This is a genomic window from uncultured Brevundimonas sp. (genome assembly GCF_937870815.1).
GTDB lineage: Bacteria > Pseudomonadota > Alphaproteobacteria > Caulobacterales > Caulobacteraceae > Brevundimonas.
This window is the reverse complement of the sequence record NZ_CALMZS010000138.1, coordinates 19,108-37,124: the sequence shown is the minus strand read 5'-3', so window position 1 is coordinate 37,124 and position 18,017 is coordinate 19,108. Positions and strand designations below refer to the sequence as shown.

At 69.9% G+C, this 18,017-nt stretch carries 14 protein-coding genes and 1 pseudogene; 11 read left to right on the top strand and 4 right to left on the bottom strand.

Annotated features, from left to right (window positions below):
* Nucleotides 1-43: 43 nt before the first annotated feature.
* From Q0588_RS08920 to phoB, 6 genes are all read left to right on the top strand, one after another.
* On the top strand, nucleotides 44-1,456 hold the full coding sequence (locus Q0588_RS08920) for an ATP-binding protein (RefSeq protein WP_298745602.1): 1,413 nt from the start codon (nucleotides 44-46) through the stop codon (nucleotides 1,454-1,456).
* Nucleotides 1,457-1,595: 139 nt separating this feature from the next.
* Nucleotides 1,596-3,026 carry a phosphate ABC transporter permease subunit PstC gene (pstC, locus tag Q0588_RS08915; protein WP_298745601.1) on the top strand — a complete coding sequence of 477 codons (1,431 nt, stop codon included), beginning with the start codon at nucleotides 1,596-1,598 and terminating at the stop codon, nucleotides 3,024-3,026.
* Nucleotides 3,019-4,329, top strand: coding sequence for a phosphate ABC transporter permease PstA (pstA, locus tag Q0588_RS08910; protein ID WP_298745600.1), 1,311 nt, complete (start codon nucleotides 3,019-3,021; stop codon nucleotides 4,327-4,329). Before pstC ends, pstA begins: the two co-directional genes overlap by 8 nt.
* 4 nt (nucleotides 4,330-4,333) lie before the next feature.
* Nucleotides 4,334-5,197, top strand: a complete 864-nt coding sequence (pstB, locus tag Q0588_RS08905; protein ID WP_298745599.1) for a phosphate ABC transporter ATP-binding protein PstB — start codon at nucleotides 4,334-4,336, stop codon at nucleotides 5,195-5,197.
* A gap of 8 nt (nucleotides 5,198-5,205) precedes the next feature.
* A complete protein-coding gene (gene phoU / locus Q0588_RS08900) occupies nucleotides 5,206-5,928 on the top strand; it encodes a phosphate signaling complex protein PhoU (protein WP_298745598.1) in 723 nt (240 codons plus the stop codon).
* Nucleotides 5,929-5,943: 15 nt separating this feature from the next.
* Nucleotides 5,944-6,633 carry a phosphate regulon transcriptional regulator PhoB gene (gene phoB, locus Q0588_RS08895; protein ID WP_298745597.1) on the top strand — a complete coding sequence of 230 codons (690 nt, stop codon included), beginning with the start codon at nucleotides 5,944-5,946 and terminating at the stop codon, nucleotides 6,631-6,633.
* Between the two features lie 273 nt (nucleotides 6,634-6,906).
* Here phoB and Q0588_RS08890 read toward each other — a convergent pair whose 3' ends face one another.
* The 4 genes from Q0588_RS08890 to Q0588_RS08875 form a co-directional block, all read right to left on the bottom strand.
* On the bottom strand, nucleotides 6,907-7,392 hold the full coding sequence (locus Q0588_RS08890) for a DUF805 domain-containing protein (RefSeq protein WP_298745596.1): 486 nt from the start codon (nucleotides 7,390-7,392) through the stop codon (nucleotides 6,907-6,909).
* 158 nt (nucleotides 7,393-7,550) lie between these two features.
* Nucleotides 7,551-8,669: a S8 family serine peptidase gene (locus Q0588_RS08885; protein ID WP_298745595.1), complete on the bottom strand. Its 1,119-nt coding sequence runs from the start codon at nucleotides 8,667-8,669 to the stop codon at nucleotides 7,551-7,553.
* Between the two features lie 211 nt (nucleotides 8,670-8,880).
* Nucleotides 8,881-10,452: a secretin N-terminal domain-containing protein gene (locus tag Q0588_RS08880; protein ID WP_298745594.1), complete on the bottom strand. Its 1,572-nt coding sequence runs from the start codon at nucleotides 10,450-10,452 to the stop codon at nucleotides 8,881-8,883.
* Nucleotides 10,453-10,755: 303 nt separating this feature from the next.
* Nucleotides 10,756-11,673: an Hsp33 family molecular chaperone gene (locus Q0588_RS08875; protein ID WP_298745593.1), complete on the bottom strand. Its 918-nt coding sequence runs from the start codon at nucleotides 11,671-11,673 to the stop codon at nucleotides 10,756-10,758.
* A 148-nt stretch (nucleotides 11,674-11,821) separates the two neighbouring features.
* Between Q0588_RS08875 and Q0588_RS08870 the strand changes: the two genes are divergently transcribed.
* From Q0588_RS08870 to Q0588_RS08855, 5 genes and pseudogenes are all read left to right on the top strand, one after another.
* Nucleotides 11,822-13,228: an SDR family oxidoreductase gene (locus Q0588_RS08870; protein WP_298745592.1), complete on the top strand. Its 1,407-nt coding sequence runs from the start codon at nucleotides 11,822-11,824 to the stop codon at nucleotides 13,226-13,228.
* Between the two features lie 54 nt (nucleotides 13,229-13,282).
* Nucleotides 13,283-13,813: pseudogene (locus Q0588_RS16045) on the top strand (HAD-IB family phosphatase); the annotation flags it as partial.
* A gap of 129 nt (nucleotides 13,814-13,942) precedes the next feature.
* Nucleotides 13,943-15,172, top strand: a complete 1,230-nt coding sequence (gene serA, locus Q0588_RS08865) for a phosphoglycerate dehydrogenase (RefSeq protein WP_366872798.1) — start codon at nucleotides 13,943-13,945, stop codon at nucleotides 15,170-15,172.
* Nucleotides 15,173-15,262: 90 nt separating this feature from the next.
* Nucleotides 15,263-17,092 (top strand): autotransporter domain-containing protein, encoded by a 1,830-nt coding sequence (locus tag Q0588_RS08860; RefSeq protein ID WP_298745590.1) that lies wholly within the window; start codon nucleotides 15,263-15,265, stop codon nucleotides 17,090-17,092.
* A gap of 265 nt (nucleotides 17,093-17,357) precedes the next feature.
* Nucleotides 17,358-17,981 (top strand): M23 family metallopeptidase, encoded by a 624-nt coding sequence (locus Q0588_RS08855; RefSeq protein ID WP_298745589.1) that lies wholly within the window; start codon nucleotides 17,358-17,360, stop codon nucleotides 17,979-17,981.
* Nucleotides 17,982-18,017 lie beyond the last annotated feature (36 nt).

Here is an 18,017-nt window from a genome sequence, read left to right as displayed (position 1 = left end):
CATGCTCGCGGCATAGAAGTCGGCTCCCCGACCGGAACCCCGAATGCCCTACGATATCTCGCCCTCCCCCGTCGCGCCGCAGGCGGGGTCGCGGCTGTGGACCGCCGGGGCCAGCGCCGCCATCGCCATCGCCGTGCTGCTGGGACTGGCCGTGCTGCAGCCCGAACTGTCCTGGCCGTTGCTGGCCGGCGCGGTCCTGGGGGCGCTGACCGTCTGGGCGGCCAACCGGCGGCCGGCCCGGACCTCCCGGCCGGACGCCCGCGCGGCCGAGACGGTCCCCGACGCCCCCGCCGCCGACACCGTCCTGCTGGAGCAGGTGTTCGAGGCCCTGGCGGACCCGGTGCTGGTGGTCGCCGGCAGCGAGGCCGACGACATCTCGGACCGGCGCATCCTGGTCGCCAACGCGGCGGCGCGCGAGCGGCTGAGAATCGCCCGCGGCGGCGCCCTGCTGGTCTCGGCCCTGCGCGAGCCGGCGGTGCTGGAGGCCATCGACGAGGCCCTGTTCGGCGGGGTGGAGCGCAGCACCGACTACGCCGGCGTCGGGGCGCAGACCCGCCACTGGCGGGCGCTGACCCGCCCGCTGTCGCCGGTCGACGGGCGGGCGCTGGCCCTGGTGGTGCTGCGCGACGAGACCGATGTGCGCCGCATGGAGCTGATGCGGGTCGATTTCCTCGCCAACGCCAGCCACGAGCTGCGCACGCCCCTCGCCTCCCTGTCCGGGTTCATCGAGACCCTCAAGGGACACGCCCGGGACGACCCGAAGGCGCGCGACAAATTCCTCGACATCATGGCGACCCAGGCCGACCGGATGGGCCGGCTGGTCGCCGACCTGCTGTCGCTGAGCCGGATCGAGCTGAACGAGCATATTCCGCCCGCCGGCCGGGTCGACCTGGCCCGGGCGGCGTCCGACGTCATCGACGCGGTCAGCGTCCTGTCGGCCGAACGCCAGGTGCGGGTCGTGCTGAAGGCTCCCCTGACCGGCGCCCCGGTCCACGGCGACCGCGACGAGATCGTGCAGGTCGTCCAGAACCTGGTCGACAACGCCATCAAATATTCGACCGCGGGCGACACGGTCGAGGTCGTGGTCCGGCCGGACCTGACCCTGGAGCAGGTCGCCGCCCCGTGGTCCGGCGGCAGTCGGGGCGAAGGCGCGACGCGGCTGCCGCTGGTCACGCCGGACCGCCTGGCGGGGCTGCGATACGCCGCCGTGGCCGTGCGCGACCACGGCCCCGGCCTGGCCCGGGAACACCTGCCGCGGCTGACCGAGCGATTCTACCGGGTCGAGGGCCAGAAGAGCGGCGAACGGCTGGGCACCGGCCTCGGCCTGGCCATCGTCAAGCACATCGCCACCCGCCACCGCGGCGGCCTGACCGTCGAGAGCGCGCCCGGCCAGGGCGCTGAATTCACCGCCTACTTCCCGGTGGCCGCCCCGAAGGCGGGGTCCGGCCGCTCATGACGGAGGTGTGGCGCGGGGACGGCCGGCGTAACAGAACTGTCACTGACGCGTCGTAATCCGCTGACCATTCGCGGGCAGGTTCCGCCGCGAACGACGGGGCCGCCCCGGCCGCTCCGATTCTCCCGGTTCCCGGACCCGCATGACCTGGCTCTTCCTGCCGATCCTGATCGCCGCCGCGGCGGCCGCCTATGTCGGCGCGCGCCTCATGGCGCGGCGGCGCCAGAAGGGCGTGCGGGCCCATTCCCGGCCCGGGCAGTTCGGCGCCTGGGCGCTGATCTGGACCCTCGTGCCCGGGCTGGTCGTGCTGATCGCCGCGGCGCTGCTGACCCCGTCGATCGAGAGCGGCCTGATCGTCGCCGGCGCGCCCGAGGCCGTGGCCGAGCTGGAGCCGCTGCGCCGGACCGCCTTTTTCACCGACGCCCGCGCCGTCGCCGCCGGACAGCCGGCCGCGCAGGTCTGGACCACGCCCCATGCCGAGCTGCTGGCGGCGGAAGGCGCGCGCATGGCCTGGATCGGCCGGATGCTGGATCTCGCCGGCGTGGTGCTGGCGGCGCTGGCCGCCCTGGCCGGGGCCCTGTTCGCCTTCAGCCGCATCCGCCCCGACATGCGGGCGCGCAACCGGGTCGAAGCCTGGATCGTGGGCCTGCTGTTCGCCAGTTCGGCCGTCGCCGTCCTGACCACGGTCGGCATCATCGCCGCCCTGGTGTTCGACTCGATCCGCTTCTTCGCCTCGGTGCCGATCGCGGAATTCCTGCTCGGAACCCAGTGGAGCCCGCAGACCGCCATCCGCGCCGACCAGGTCGGGTCCAGCGGAGCGTTCGGGGCCCTGCCGCTGTTCGCCGGCACCTTCCTGATCATGCTGATCGCCATGGCCGTGGCGGCGCCGGTCGGCCTGTTCGCCGCCATCTATCTGTCGGAGTACGCCGGCCCGGTGTTCCGCGCGACGGTCAAGCCGGTGCTGGAGGTGCTCGCGGGCGTGCCGACCGTAGTCTACGGCTTCTTCGCCGCCCTGACCGTGGGGCCGGCCTTCCGGGAATTCTTCAACGGCCTCGGCGTCATGCTGGCCGGCGGGCCGCTGGACGGGATCGGCCAGTATCTGATGCTGGTCCAGAACCAGATGGCCCTGGTGGCCGGGGCGGTCATGGGGATCATGCTGATCCCCTTCGTCAGCTCCCTGTCCGACGACATCATCAACGCCGTGCCGCAGTCGCTGCGCGACGGCTCCTACGCCATGGGGGCGACCAAGTCCGAGACGGTCAAGCGCGTGCTGCTGCCCGCCGCCCTGCCCGGCGTGGCCGGGGCGATGCTGCTGGCCATGTCGCGGGCCATCGGCGAGACCATGATCGTGACCATGGCGGCCGGACTGGCGGCCCGCCTGACCCTCAATCCTCTGGACACGGTGACGACGGTGACGGTGCAGATCGTCACCCTGCTGACCGGGGACCAGGAGTTTGACAGCACCAAGACCCTGGCCGCCTTCGGCCTCGGCCTGACCCTGTTCCTCGTCACCCTGGCGCTCAACATCGTCGCCCAGCGCATCGTCCACACCTACCGGCAGCAATATGACTGAGGCGGCGATCCCTTCGGACCAGCGGACGCCCGCGGCCCTGGCGGCGCGCACCGAGCGCCTGCGCGCCGGTCTCAGACGCCGCTACGCCCGCGAGGGGCGGTTCAAGCTGTACGGCCTGCTGGCCATCGGCGTGGCGGTCGGATTCCTGCTGCTGCTGCTCGGCCGGATCATCGAACAGGGCCACACCGCCTTCTACGCCCACACCGTGACCGTGCCGGTCTATCTGGACCCGGCCCGCATCGACCGCGCCTATCCGCAGGGGACCAATTTCGAGCTGCTGGTCGCCGAGCAGCAGCTGGCCCGCCTCGGCCTCGAGAACGATCCCGCCGGCGCCGCGGCCACGGCCATGCGCGGCCTGTTCTCGTCGGAGCTGAAATTCGTCGTCGCCGAACAGATCGCGGAGCAGCCCGGGCTGATTGGCCGGACCCTTCCGGTCGCCGCGCCCCTGTCCGACGACGCCGACCTGTATCTGAAGGGCGAAATCTCGCGCGCCACCCCGGCCGCGCAGCGCCGCCTGTCCGACCGGCAGATCGACTGGCTGGACCGCATGAAGGCCGAGGGCCAGGTCGCCAGCCACTTCAACCGGACCCTGCTGACCCGCGGCGACTCCACCGAGCCGGAACAGGCGGGCCTGCTGGGGGCCCTGGTCGGGTCCGCCCTGATGCTGCTGGTCACCGCCCTGCTCGCCCTGCCGCTGGGCATCGGCGCGGCCGTCTACCTCGAGGAGTTCGCGCCCCGGGGGCGGCTGACCAATCTGATCGAGGTCAACATCAACAACCTGGCGGCCGTGCCCTCGATCATCTACGGCCTGCTCGGCCTGGCCCTGTTCATCAACTGGATGCACCTGCCGCGGGCCAGTCCCCTGGTCGGCGGCCTGGTGCTGGCGCTGATGGCCCTGCCCACGATCATCATCGCCACCCGCTCTTCGCTGAAGGCGGTGCCGCCGTCGATCCGCGAGGCCGCCCTGGCCATGGGCGCGTCCAAGACCCAGACGGTCTTCCATCACACCCTGCCGCTGGCCATGCCCGGGGTGATGACCGGGGCGATCATCTCCATGGCCCACGCCCTCGGCGAGACCGCCCCGCTGCTGCTGATCGGCATGATCAGCTTCGTGCCGGGCATACCGCAGGCGGTGACCGAGCCCTCGGGCGCCCTGCCCTCGCTGATCTACATCTGGGAGAACGCCTCGGAGCGGGCGTTCCACGAGCGCACCGCCGCGGCCATCATGGTTCTCCTCGCCTTCATGATCGTCATGAACGCCGCCGCCGTCCTGTTACGGCGCCATTTCGAACGCCGGTGGTAGTCCTATGAAATTCAAACTGTTTCGAGCACCGGACGACACCCAGGGCGGGTCCTCCGCCGAGCCGTCGGTGATCGCCCCGCCGCCGGTCCAGCACAGCGCCGATCCGGACGCGCCGATCAAGATTTGCGCCCGCGACGTGTCGGTCTTCTATGGCGACAAACAGGCCCTGTACGATGTCTCGATGGACATCGCGGACAAGACGGTGACCGCCCTGATCGGACCGTCGGGCTGCGGCAAGTCGACCTTCCTGCGGACCATGAACCGCATGAACGACACCATTGCGGGCGCCCGCGTCACCGGACGGATCGAGATCGACGGCGAGGACATCAACGCCAGGACGGTCGATCCGGTGCTGCTGCGCGCCCGCGTCGGCATGGTGTTCCAGAAGCCGAACCCCTTCCCCAAGACCATCTACGAGAACGTCGCCTACGGCCCGCGCATCCACGGCCTCGCCGACGGCAAGGACGAGCTGGACGGCATCGTCGAGGCGTCGCTGAAGCGCGCCGGCCTGTGGGACGAGGTCGCCGAACGCCTGCACTCGCCGGGCACCGGCCTGTCGGGCGGCCAGCAGCAGCGGCTGGTCATCGCCCGGGCCATCGCGGTCGAGCCCGAGGTCATCCTGATGGACGAGCCCTGCTCGGCCCTCGATCCGATCGCCACCGCCCGGATCGAGGAACTGATCGACGAGCTGCGCGAGCGCTACTGCATCGTCATCGTCACCCACTCCATGGCCCAGGCCGCCCGGGTCAGCCAGCGCACCGCCTTCTTCCACCTCGGCCGGCTGGTCGAGATGGGCGACACGGAGGAGATCTTCACCAATCCGCGCGAACGGCGCACCCTCGACTACATCACCGGCCGCTTCGGCTAGGACCCGCCATGACCCAGCACACCGTCAAGGCCTATGGAGACGAACTGGATCAGTTGACCGCCGAGGTGGCCCGCATGGGCGGCCTGGCCGAGGCCCAGGTCGCCGACGCCATCGAGTCCGTCGCCCGGCGCGACGTGGCCCTGGGTCGGTCCGTGGTCGAGCGGGACGCCCGGCTGGATTCGATGCATCGCGAGATCGAGAAGAAGGCCATCCGCCTGATCGCCCTGCGCCAGCCGGTCGCCTCGGACCTGCGCCGCACCCTCGCCGCGATGAAGCTGGCGGTCGATCTGGAGCGCACCGGCGACCTCGGCAAGAACATCGCCAAGCGCGGCCTGATCCTCGCCGAGAGCGAGCCGATGCAGCCGCTGACGCGGTCGATCGAGCGTATGGGCAAGCTGGTCTCGATGCGTCTGCGCGACGTGCTGGACGCCTACGCCGCCGGCGAGCTCGACCGCGCCGTGGCGGTCTGGAGCACCGATGACGAGGTCGACGAACACTACAACAGCCTGTTCCGCGAGCTGCTGACCTACATGATGGGCGATCCGCGCACGATCGGGGCCTGCACCCACCTGCTGTTCATGGCCAAGAACCTCGAGCGCATCGGCGACCACGCCACCAACATCGCCGAGACCATCCACTATGAGATCACCGGCGAGGAATTCCTCGGCGAACGGCCGCGCTGGAACCCCGACGACGCCGAGGCCTCACCCGAACCGCCGACGACCGCCTAAGCCCGGAGAATTGCGTTGCAGCCTTATGTTCTGGTGATGGAAGACGAGGACGCCCTGGCCACCCTCGTCCAGTACAACCTCGAAAAGGAAGGCTACCGCGTCGTCATCGCCGCCGACGGCGAGGAGGGCATGCTGCAGATCGAGGAGCGGCTGCCGGACCTGGTGCTGCTGGACTGGATGCTGCCCAAGCTGTCCGGCATCGAGGTGTGCCGGCGCATTCGCGGCAAGGCCGAGACCCGCAACCTGCCGATCATCATGCTGACGGCGCGCGGCGAGGAGACCGACCGCGTGCGCGGGCTGGACACCGGCGCCGACGACTATATGACCAAGCCGTTCTCGATGGTCGAGCTGAACGCCCGCATCCGGGCCGTGCTGCGCCGCATCCGTCCCGGCCTGGCCGACGACCGCCTGACCCACGGCGACATCGTCATCGACCGGGTCGCCCACCGGGTCCGCCGCGCCGGGACCGAGATCCACCTGGGCCCGACCGAATTCCGCCTGCTCGACCACCTGATGCAGCACCCCGGCCGGGTGTTCAGCCGCGAACAGCTGCTGGACGCGGTCTGGGGCAGCGACGTCTACGTCGAGGCGCGCACCGTCGACGTCCACGTCGGCCGCCTGCGCAAGGCCCTGAACATCGAGGGCACGGTCAATCCGATCCGGACGGTGCGCTCGGCGGGCTATTCGCTGGACCTGGGGGGCTGACGGGAATCGACCCCGTCGCGGCGGGCCGGTCCACCGGGGCGGAACAGGCCGCCGCCGCCGCCGCGGAGGAGGCCTTCTGAGGAGGCCTTCTTCCATCAGGTGCGCGAGTTCAAGCCGGAAGCGATGCGGGCCCACCAGACGTACTGCCGGGCGATCCGCCCCTGACCGACGCGACGGCTTCACATGGCGCGTTGTCGCGCAGGGTTCCCCGGCTCGCGAGGGCGGCCGGGCCCGAACGCCGTCGCCGGGCCCAGGCCCTGCCGGCGCGCCCTGTCAGAATCCCTTCGGATTCGGTCCGAAGCGGTTGTCGCCCGGCTGGCTGTCGGTGAGACCGATCCACAGCAGGAAGCCGAGCCCGACCAGGAATATCAGGCCGAACAGGCCGATCGCCGGACCGATCAGGGCGATGATGGCCGCCGGATCCTCGTTCTCGAGCGCCGCCATGTTCATGAAGGCGGTGGCGCCGATCATCATGGCGGCCACGATGGCGCCGACGATGCCGACCGCATAGGGGATGGCCGCGAGCCAGCCCGTGTGCCCCATGTCGTGCAGCCGCTTCACCGTGATCGCCAGGTTCGGCCAGATCAGCGCGATCGAGAGGATGAAGCCCAGCAGCGGGATCCAGCCCAGCACGACCCCGAGGCCGAAGCAGACCAGCCAGCCGATCCAGAAATGCGATCGCCGCGTGCGGCCCTCGAACGAAAAGAACAGGTGCTTCCAGTCGAAGCTCTGCACCTGGGTGGGCGATTCCGTGGTCATCCGATCCTCCCCTGAACGACGGGGGAGCATGACGGACCGGACAGGGCTTCGCAAGCCGGTGTTCGTCGGGGCCAAGCTGACCTTCGCGGCCGGCGAACTCGCCCGGCATGGCGGAGGGGCGGCCACTGACCGCCCCTCCTGTTGTCGGAGATCCGGCCTTACCTGACGCCGATCGGGTCGGGGTTGCCGTCCGGATCCCCGATCACCGGCCCGCCGTTGCGGACCGCCCCGGCCAGCAGAAGGCCGGCGAGGTGGGGCGTGGCCATCGAGGTGCCGCTGATGGTGTTGTAGCCAGCGTCCTTCCAGGTCGATTTGATCGACGAGCCCGGTTCGGCATAGTCGATCGGAGGGTTCCCGAAGTTCGAATAGGAAGCCCAATTGTCGCCGACCGCGAAGGCCGAGACGGTGTAGACGTTCGGGCCATTCGCCCGGGCGGGCGAGTGGTTGTTGGCGTTATTGCTGTCATTGCCCGCGGCAAGGGCGAAACGAACACCGCCCGAGGCGGCCGAAACGACGGCGTCGTCGAGCGCCTGGCTGACGCCGCCGCCGAGGCTCATGTTGGCCACGTCGCCCGACCGGCCGTATTGGGCCACATAGTCGACCCCGGCGATGACGCCCGAGGTGGTGCCGCTGCCCCGTCGGTCGAGCACGCGGACCGACACCACCGAGGCTCCGGGCGCAACGCCGATCACACCGATGGTGTTGTCCAGGGCGGCGATGGTCCCGGCCACGTGGGTGCCGTGTCCGTTCAGGTCATTCGGCGAGCTGTCATTGGAGAGGAAGCTGCGGCTGCGCGCAACGTCGACCTGCAGGTCCGGGTGGTCGAGATCGATCCCCGTATCGATCACCCACGCGGTGGCGAACGTGCCGGCCGCCCCGCCGTTGACCCGTGCAATGCCCCAGGGGGTCTCCTGGGCGGGTTGAACGCCGCCGCCGGGCCTCGCTTGAGCCCTGATCGGAGGAATGGAGAAGACCCGGTCCTGCTCGCAGTAGGCGATATTCGCACTGGCCGCCGTGACACGTTCCAGCGCCTGCGGCGGGAGGTCGGCCGCAAAGCCCTGAATGGCCACGCTGTAGACGTGCTTCACCCGGCCCCCGCCGGCCTGGACCGCCCGGTTGGCTTCCGCCCGGGCGTTTCCGCGAGACACTGCGCCCTTCTTGAACACGCAGACGTAGCTGCCGGGAACGACATCACCGGCCTCCTGGGCCTGGACCTGGGCCGGCAGGGCCAGGGCGGCCAGTGAGACGCTCGCAATACCTAGAATTGTAAGTTTCAACACACCATCTCCCTCTGATGTTGTGAATACGGTCAAGCTCGCCGGTCACAACCGGATTGATGCTATGAACAACATTTCGCCGTGTCGATGAAAAATTTCGTCACAATCAAATATTGCTCAAATAATTATACAGTCGATCAGGCACGAAATATTGCCCACGGCGCAGACACGTCGTGGTCTTTGGTCAAGCAGGACTGTTGATGGGCTCAGATCACTGCGTCAATCCGGCCTCATCGGTAATAAGGCGCGCTTCGGACTGATTTTCGAAACGGCGGTGACGAACGATGCGTGGCGTAATGATGATGTAGAGTTCGGTCTTCGAACGGGTCGACCGATCGACACGGAAGAGGTTTCCAAAGAGGGGAACGTCTCCCAGCAGAGGAACCCGGGACGTGGTGGTGAGCGTATTCTCCTGCGTCAGTCCTCCGATCACGAAGGTCTCGCCGTCCCGCACCGACGCCGAGGTTTCCGCCTCCCGCTGGCTGATCGTCGGATAGCCCTGGGAAAATCCCGTCACTGAGGAGACCACGCAGTAGATTTGCGACGTCACGAACCCGTCTGAGCTCACGCGCGGCGCGATCTGCAAGGTCACCCCCACATTGACGTACTGGACCTGCTGCGAGACGGCGTTGACCCCGGACAAGGCGATCGACGTCAGGATCGGCAAGGCGTCGCCGGTGATGATCTTCGCGGTCGCGCCGCTTTGCGCGGCGATCCGGGGGCGGGAGACGATCCGCCCCTCGCCGAGCTGCACCTGCGCATAGATGCTGGCCTGCAGCGCGCCCGAGGGGAGCGTCATCTCGGGGTCGAGCCCGAAGGGCAGGTTCGATCCAGTCTGCAGCGTCCCGACCGCGATCTGTCCGGCCGGATTGTTCAGGTCGATGCCGAGGTTGCGAACGCCCTGCTCGGTGAGTTCGACGAACTGGGTCTCCAGAATCACCGAGTCCACCGGGATGTCGATCAAGGCGATCTGCTCCTTGATCCGCGCAATTCGCTCCGGCGTGCCGGTGATCCAGATGGCGTTCAGGCGGCGGTCGATCGCGAGACCCTGGCCGGGGAAGGACTCGCCCAGGGGCACGCTCTCGCGCTGCTGCTCGATGCCGTTGTTGAAATTCTGCTGCGTGCTCGACCCCACCGACCCGAACCCCGGCTCGCGCCGGATGAAGACGTTGTTGGGCTCGATCGTCTGGCCTTCGATGAGCAGGCCGATGACTTCGCTGACGTCGGCGTATCTCAGCGGTACGAGTTCCGAAGCGTCGCCCCAGATGTCGCCGCCGGCCGGGGCGCCCTGGGCGTAGGCCGGAAGGTCGCTCGCGGGGACGACGGCCTCGCCCGTCGAGCCCAGGGGCCGGACGCCCGTGGCCTCTTCCTCGCTGATCCGGGTCAGCGTAACCTGAAATGCCCTGTCTCCGGCCGGCTCGACCTTGATGGAAGCGGGCTCGGAGGTGTTGAAGCCGAGGCGGAGGTCGCCGCCGGAACTGTCGAAATTGACCTGCCGGACGAGGCCGTTCGGGAGCCTCGGGGGGACGACGCGAGGCGCCCGGAGCGTCGATCGCAACACCAGTTCCGGCCGCCGCGGGTTCGTGTTCACCGCCGCATGGGGCGGCTCCGCCGGCGAGAAGCGCAGCAGGAAGCCCGCCTGGCTGTCGCCTTGGGTGATCAGGGACATCTCCTCAAGCACCGACGGCACTTGAGCTGTGCCCGGGGCCGCGCTGAAGAGCACGCTGGCCGCCATCAACACACTGGCCACCCAGCGGAAAATTACCGTCTTGTTGGCTTGCAAATGACCTGGACCCGCACCTTGGGACGGTCAGCCTAGTGCACGCCGATCGGATATCAAGCCCTCGGTATGAAGTGTAGGCGCCTGTACAAAACCGGCCGGAACCAGAAATGCCAATTTCGCCAGCCCAAGTAGAGCCGGCCCAAGTAGATTCGTCTAAACTTCTTCCCGTCGTCGGCTCGCCGAGATCCTAGTTTATTTCGGGCCCTGGAGGCAGGCGTTAGACTGAAAACCACCTCCCGTTGCCGAAGCTTGACTGTAAAGAAGGTCGAGGTTTTCGAGGAGACCGCGCCGTTGGGTCGGGCCCTACCCTTCCCCGACGTCTTCCGGCTCGAGCTCGTAGACGGTGGCGCAATACTCGCAGGTCACCCGGATCTTGCCGTCGTCCTCGACCATCTCCGCCCGCTCCTCCGGGGAGAAGGAGGACAGCACCGTGCCGATGCGGTCCCTGGAGCAGCGGCATACGGCGCGCAGGGCGCGGGGGTCCTCCAGCCGCACCCCGTCCTCATGGAACAGGCGGAACAGCAATGTCTCGGGCGACAGGGTCGGGTCGATCAGCTCGTCGTCGCCCAGGGTCTGGAACAGGGCGCGCGAGCGGTCCCAGGCCTCCTCGGTCGAGCCGCGGGCGGCGTCGCCGGCGATCAGCTGGATCAGCGCCCCGCCCGCGCGCCAGACCGTGCCCGCCCCGATGATCACGGAGCCGATGGCCAGCCGCACCCGGGTCGGGATCTGCTCGGACTGCTGGAAATAGTGTTCGGCGGCCAGCGACAGGCTCTCGCCCTCGATCGGGGTGATGCCCTGGGTGCGCTCGAAGTCGGGGCCGCGGTCCAGCGTCATCACGAACAGCCCCTCGCCCAGCAGGGTCCGGGCGCCGGGGCGGACGAACCCTTGCGAGACGGCGGCGACCTCGGCCGCGTCGAAGCGGCAGTAGCCGCGCAGATGGCCCCGGGTGTCGTAGTCGGCGACGACGTAGCGGACCGGCCCGTCGCCCTGGGCCTGGACGATCAGCCGGCCCTCGAACTTCAGGCTGGAGCCGATCAGGGCGGCCAGGGCGCAGGCCTCGCCGAGCAGGGCCGCGACCGGTTCCGGATAGGCGTGGGCCGACAGGATGGCGTCGATGGTCGCGCCCAGCCGGACCAGCCGGCCGCGCACCGGCCAGCCCTCGATCTGGAAGGCGGCGGCGAGATTGTCGGCCGCGGGAGCGGCGGGCGCGCGATCGGTCACGGCGGTCCTTCGGGAGGCGGAGATGCGGAAGCGCCGCAAGATAGGCGCCCGTATCGTGATTGGTAAGGGCGGCGTGCTAGAGCAGGAACCGGCGGGATTCCGGTCCCGTTCCGAATGAGTCCCCGATCCTTTGCAGCCGGCCCGTTTCATGACCAAAGCGACGCTCAAGCCCCTGAAGCAACAGGCCATCGTGGTCACCGGCGCGACCTCGGGCATCGGCCTGGCGGTGGCCCGGCGGGCGGCCCGGGCCGGGGCCTGCGTCTTCCTGATCGCCCGCGGCGAGAGCGATCTGAAGGCCCTGACCGAGGAGTTGCAGGCCGCCGGCGCGCGGGCGGCGTGGGCCGTCGCCGACGTGGCCGATTACGACGCCCTCGCCGAGGCGGCGGACAAATGCCGGCGGCTGTTCGGCGGCTTCGACACCTGGATCAACAACGCCGGCGTTTCGATCTTCGGGGCGATCCGGGAGACGGCGCTGGAAGACCAGCGGCGGCTGTTCGAGACCAACTACTGGGGCGTGGTCAACGGCTCGCTGGTCGCCGCCGAACACCTGCGGGGGCGGCCCGACGGCGGGGCCATCATCAACGTCGGCTCGATCCTGTCCGACGCGCCGATCCCGGTCCAGGGCGTCTATTCGGCCTCCAAACACGCGGTCAAGGGCTTCACCAACGCCCTGCGCATGGAGCTGATGCGCGACCAGGCGCCGATCACCGTCAGCCTGGTCAAGCCGGCGGCGATCGACACCCCCTACAACCGGCACGCCCGCAACCTGACCGGCCAGGCGGTGCAGAATCCGCAGCCGGTCTATGCGACCCATGTGGTGGCCGACACCATCCTGTACTGCGCCGAGCACCCGATCCGCGAGATCACCGTCGGCGGCGGCGGCCGGCTGATCGCCAGCTTCTATTCGGTCCTGCCCGGGGTGGCGGAACCTCTTTTCGCCCGGTTCGCTCCCTCCCTGATGCGGGACAGGCGTTCCGCCTGGCAGCCGGACGAGGACGGGCTCTACGACCCGACCGAGGACGGTCTCGATGAAGAGGTCTACTATCCGATGGTCCGACAGTTCTCCGCCCTCGCCGAAGTCAGGAAACACCCCGGCGTCGCCGCCGGCGTGGTCGCCATCCTGGCCGGCGTCGGCCTCGCCACCCTGCTGCTGAACCAGCGCACCGGGCCGACGCGGCTGGAAACCCTGCGCGGCCGCCTCGATCCGCGCGGCTGGGTCGACGGCCATGGCCTGCGCACCCGGCTCGAGGATCTGACCGAAACCGTGCGGCGCGGCGTCGGCGAGGCCGGCGAACGGGCCGCGGACCTCGGCGGCGACGCCCGTCACCGGTCGCGCCGGTTCTTCGAGGACACCCGGCACAGCTCGCGCAAGGCGCTGAAAAAGCACGGCAAGCGGGCCCGTCTCTACGCCTCCGAGGCGGGGACCTACGCCCGCGGCCACGCCCGGGAGGGCGGCGCCATCCTGGCCCTGGCCACGATTGCGGCGGCGGTCGGCGCGGCGGCGATGGACGCCCGGCGGCCGGACAGCCGGCTGCGCAGCCTCGGCCGCTTCTGACGCCACCGCGATCCCGCCATTGCTGCGACTGCGAAGGTGGGCCAAGGTCGCCCCATGGCTGACCCTATCTTCGTTTTCGACTTCGATTCGACCCTTGTCCGCATAGAGACGCTTGAGGCCCTGGCCGACCTGGCCCTGGCCGGGGCCGCGGACGGAGACGCGATCAGGGCGGAGATCAGCCGGCTGACCGATCAGGCCATGGCCGGAGAGATCGCCTTCGGCGAGGCGCTGCGCCGCCGCCTCGCCCTGCTGCCGCTGACCCGCGAGCACGTCGTCTCCCTCGCCGAGCGCATCCTCGACGAGGGCACGCCGTCGGTGCGCAAGAACCTGGCCTTCTTCCGCGACCGGCCGGGCCGCATCGTCATCGTCTCGGGCGGCTTCCGCGAGATCATCGCCCCCGTCGCCGGGCGGCTGGGCGTCGCTCCGGACCGGGTGCTGTGCAACGATCTGGTCTACGACGCCGCGGGCCGGGTCGCCGGGGTCGACGAGGCCAACCCCCTGTCGCACGCCGGCGGCAAGGCCACGGCGCTGAAGGCCCTCGGCCTGGCCGGCCCGGTCGTCATGATCGGCGACGGCTGGACCGACGCGGAGGTCAGGCAGGCCGGCGCCGCCGACCGATTCTACGCCTTCACCGAGGTGGTGCGCCGCCCCCCGGTGGTCGCCGCCGCCGACGCCGAGGTGCGCTCGATCGACGAATTCCTGCATCTGGAAGGACTGTCGGGCCGCTGGTCCTATCCGCGCAGCCGGATGCGCATGCTCCTGCTCGAGAACATCCACCCCGCCGCGGTCGAGCGGCTGGAGACGGCCGGCTACCAGGTCGAGACCGCCGCCGGCGCCCTGGGCGAGGACGCCCTGATCGAGCGCATCCGGGGGGTCCATGTGCTGGGCGTGCGCTCCAAGACCCAGGTCAGCGCCCGCGTGCTCGACGCCGCCGACAGGCTGATGGCCGTCGCCGCCTTCTGCATCGGCACCAACCAGATCGACCTCGACGCCGCCGCCGGGCGCGGGGTGGCGGTGTTCAACGCGCCCTACTCCAACACCCGTTCGGTCGTCGAGCTGGCGGTCGGCCTGACCATCGCCCTGTTGCGCGACGTCGCCGACAAGTCGACGGCCATGCACCGGGGCGAATGGAACAAGTCGGCGACCGGCTCGCGCGAGCTGCGCGGCAAGACTCTGGGCATCGTCGGCTACGGCGCCATCGGCTCGCAACTGTCGGTTCTGGCCGAGGCGCTGGGCATGCGGGTGATCTTCCACGACCTGACCGAACGGCTGGCCCTGGGCAATGCGCGGCGCATGCCCTCTCTCGAGGCCCTGCTGACCGACAGCGACGTGGTCAGCCTGCACGTCGACGGGCGGGCCGCCAACGCCAACCTGATCGGCGCCGCCGAGCTGTCGCGGATGAAGCCCGGAGCCCTGCTGCTGAACCTGTCGCGGGGGCATGTCGTCGATGTCGGGGCCCTGGCCCAGGCGCTCGGCTCGGGCCGCATCGGCGGGGCCGCCCTCGACGTCTTCCCGGACGAGCCGGCGACCAACGCCGATCCGTTCGACAGCCCGCTGCGGGGCCTGAAGAACGTCATCCTGACCCCGCACATCGGCGGCTCGACCGAGGAGGCCCAGGAAGCCATCGCGGAGTTCGCGGCCGAGCGTCTGCTGGCCTATCTGAACCGCGGCGACACCACCTTCTGCGTCAACCTGCCGAACGTGCAGCTGGCCGAGGTGACCGGGGCCCACCGCATCCTGCACATCCACCGCAACCAGCCCGGCGTCCTGGCCGAGCTGAACCGCGCCCTGGCGGCGGCGGGGCTGAACATCCTCGGCCAGCATCTGAAGACCGACGAGCGCACCGGCTATGTGATCACCGATGTCGACCGCGACTACGATCCGGCCGCCCTGAAGGCGCTCAGGAATGTGGCCGGGACGCTGCGCTTCCGGATGCTGCACTGAAAGCTTCCCCGACGGCATCTTGCGCGCGCGCGAAAGCGGCGCAGAGTGTCATGCAACGGTCGCATGATGACGGCCGGGGGAGGATTTTCGATGTCACGTTTCCTGCGTAACGCGGCCGCCGCCGCGCTGACCGTCGCCGCCGTCGGCGCCTTCGCGTTCACCGCCAGCGCCCAGAGCTACGGCCGTCTGGTCGTGTTCGGCGACAGTCTGAGCGACAACGGCAACCTCTACGCCCTGATCGGCCAGCCGACCTCGCCGCCCTACTACCAGGGCCGCTTCTCGAACGGTCCGGTGTTCACGGAACTGCTCGGCTTCGACGCCGGACGCTTCACCGCCGGCGCGCCCGTGACCGGCAGCGTCAACTACGCCTTCGGCGGGGCGCGCACCGACAACGCCGCCCTGCCCCCCGGGATGCGCAACCAGTTGCTGGCCTACACCGGCGGCGGCGGAACCTTCGGGGCCAATGACCTGGTCAGCGTCCTGGGCGGGGCCAACAACATCTTCCAGGCGTTCCCGGCCGCGGCGGCGAACCCCTTGACCGCCCAGTCGACCATGCAGGCGGCCGCCACCGCCGCGGCGGCGGACATCAGCTTCATCGTCAACTCCGTCGCCGGAGCCGGGGCGGGCACGATCCTGGTCGGCAACCTGCCGCGTCTGGGCGTCACGCCGCAGTTTTCACCGACCAATCCGCTTGTGGGGCCCAACGGCTCGGCGCTCGCCGATTTCGCCGGCACGACCTTCAACTCCGCCCTGGCGACGGGCCTGTTCGCGGTCGCGGCGAACCAACCCGACGCCAACATCATCCTGATGGACCTCTACAAGATCAGCGATCCGCTGGCCGCCAATCCGGCCGCCTTCGGCCTGACCAATGCCCGCGACGCCTGCTTCAACGGCGTCACCGTCTGCGCCAGCCCCGACACCTATCTGTACTGGGACAGCGTCCACCCCACGGCCGCGGGGCACCGCCTGATCGCCGCCCTGGCCGACGACTATCTGCGCTACGGCGACCGCGGCGCCCAGTCGGCGGTCCAGGCCGAGACCGGCTTCCGCCAGCGGGAGGATCTGCTCGACCTCGCCGGCGAGGGCCTGTCGGCGCGCGGGACGTGGGAGCCCGGCTCCCACCTGACCTTCGACGCCCTTTACGACAGCGTCGAGACCGACGCCCGCGGCGTCATCGCGGCGGCCGACGCCACCGGCTGGGGCGGGCGGCTGGGGCTCGACCACGTCATGTCCGAGACCCTGCGCTTCGGCCTGGCCGGAACCTTCCGCACCGCCGAGGTCGGGGCCGGGCCGATGGCCTTCGACGTCGAGACCTACGCCTTCGACCTCTACGCCGGCTGGCGGGCGGGGTCGATGTTCGTCAGCGCCACGGCGGGCGGCTCGATCGACCACTACGACGACATCACCCGCGTCACCGCCCTGGCTCCGGTCGTCCACAGCGGCGAGACCGACGGCGGCGGCCTCGGGGCCCGCGTCCAGGCCGGGGCCTGGTTCGACATGGGCGGCGTCGCCCTGTCGCCGCGCGTCGCCGTCACCTTCGTCTCCACCGACGTCAACGGCTACGTCGAGCAGGGCGCCGCCGCCCAGTACCAGTACGAGGACCGGACGGTGCAGGGCGCGGCCGCCGAGGTCGCCCTGCGCGCCGAAGGCGGCGGCGACGGGATGAGTTTCTGGGTCGAGGGCGGCTATCGCGACAGCTTCGCCGAGAGCAGCGACGCGGTCCGGGTCGGCATCGCCGGCAACCCGGCGCGGATTCTCGAACATGAGGTCGAAGACCCGTTCGGCGGCTCCCTGATCGCCTCGGCCGGGCTTGAGGCCGAGGTCGGCCCGGGCACGGTTTCGCTGGGCTACCGCGGCCGTTTCGGCGACGCCGCGGACAGCCACATGGGGGCCGTCACCTTCCGCCTGCCGCTGCCATAGTCGCGGGCCGGATCACCGACGGGCGCGCCAGTCTTCGGACGGCGCGCCTTTTTCGATTTCAGGATTTTGCTGATTTTGTTCGCCTTTTTATGGCTCCGCTGCGACTTCCTGTCGCCCCGGCGGAACCTTTTCGGCCCCAAAGTCGCCCGGCCCGCCCCCTAGAAAGGCGGTTGTCCCGGTCGCCGGCCGAGAGCGTCGCCAGTCGTGCGGCCCGTCGGCGCCCTTCACCGCTCAATGAGCCGAAAAGACGGAGCTGACGCCGCCCATGCGACGACTGTTGCCGACCGTACGGTCGTTCCTGTTTCATTCCGGTCAGGCCGCCGCCCTGGCCTCGGTCGCCGTGCTGGCCATGGCCGCGGCTCCCCCGCCGGAGCCCTACCAGCCGCCGACCGAGGCCGAACGGGCCGAGCCCGAGGCGCCTCCGGTGACCGCGGTGGCCCGTCCGGCCGGCCCGATGACGCGCCTGATCGCCTTCGTGACGCCGCTCAAGGGCTACGCCATCAACTCGGCCTTCGGGTTGCGCCGCCTCGCCGGCGAGGCCCGGGCGCGCCAGCACAAGGGCGTCGACATCGCCGCACCGCAGGGCACCAGCGTCTTCGTCGCCAGCGAGGGCGAGGTGACGCGCACGGGCTATGAGGCCGCCGGCTACGGCCGCTTCATCGAGGTCCGCCACCCCAACGGCATGAGCACCTTCTACGCCCACCTGAACCGGATCGACGTGGCGCCGGGCGATCGCCTGGCCTCCGGCGAGGCCATCGGCCTGGTCGGATCGACCGGTCGCTCCACCGGGCCGCACCTGCATTTCGAGGTCCGCCGCGACCGCGCCCAGGTCAATCCGACCTCGGTGCTCGGCCAGGCCTTCGAGGTCGAGGTCGAGGTGTCCGTCTAAGATTTTCGCCACAGCCACGGTTTCTTCACCCCTTGG

Coding starts and splice junctions, on each gene's coding strand:
- pstC (WP_298745601.1), top strand. CDS start 1,596: ATGACCTGGCTCTTCCTGCCGATCCTGATCGCCGCCGCGGCGGCCGCC.
- Q0588_RS08860 (WP_298745590.1), top strand. CDS start 15,263: ATGTCACGTTTCCTGCGTAACGCGGCCGCCGCCGCGCTGACCGTCGCC.
- Q0588_RS08855 (WP_298745589.1), top strand. CDS start 17,358: ATGCGACGACTGTTGCCGACCGTACGGTCGTTCCTGTTTCATTCCGGT.
- Q0588_RS08920 (WP_298745602.1), top strand. CDS start 44: ATGCCCTACGATATCTCGCCCTCCCCCGTCGCGCCGCAGGCGGGGTCG.
- Q0588_RS08890 (WP_298745596.1), bottom strand. CDS start 7,392: ATGACCACGGAATCGCCCACCCAGGTGCAGAGCTTCGACTGGAAGCAC.
- phoU (WP_298745598.1), top strand. CDS start 5,206: ATGACCCAGCACACCGTCAAGGCCTATGGAGACGAACTGGATCAGTTG.
- pstA (WP_298745600.1), top strand. CDS start 3,019: ATGACTGAGGCGGCGATCCCTTCGGACCAGCGGACGCCCGCGGCCCTG.
- pstB (WP_298745599.1), top strand. CDS start 4,334: ATGAAATTCAAACTGTTTCGAGCACCGGACGACACCCAGGGCGGGTCC.
- Q0588_RS08870 (WP_298745592.1), top strand. CDS start 11,822: ATGACCAAAGCGACGCTCAAGCCCCTGAAGCAACAGGCCATCGTGGTC.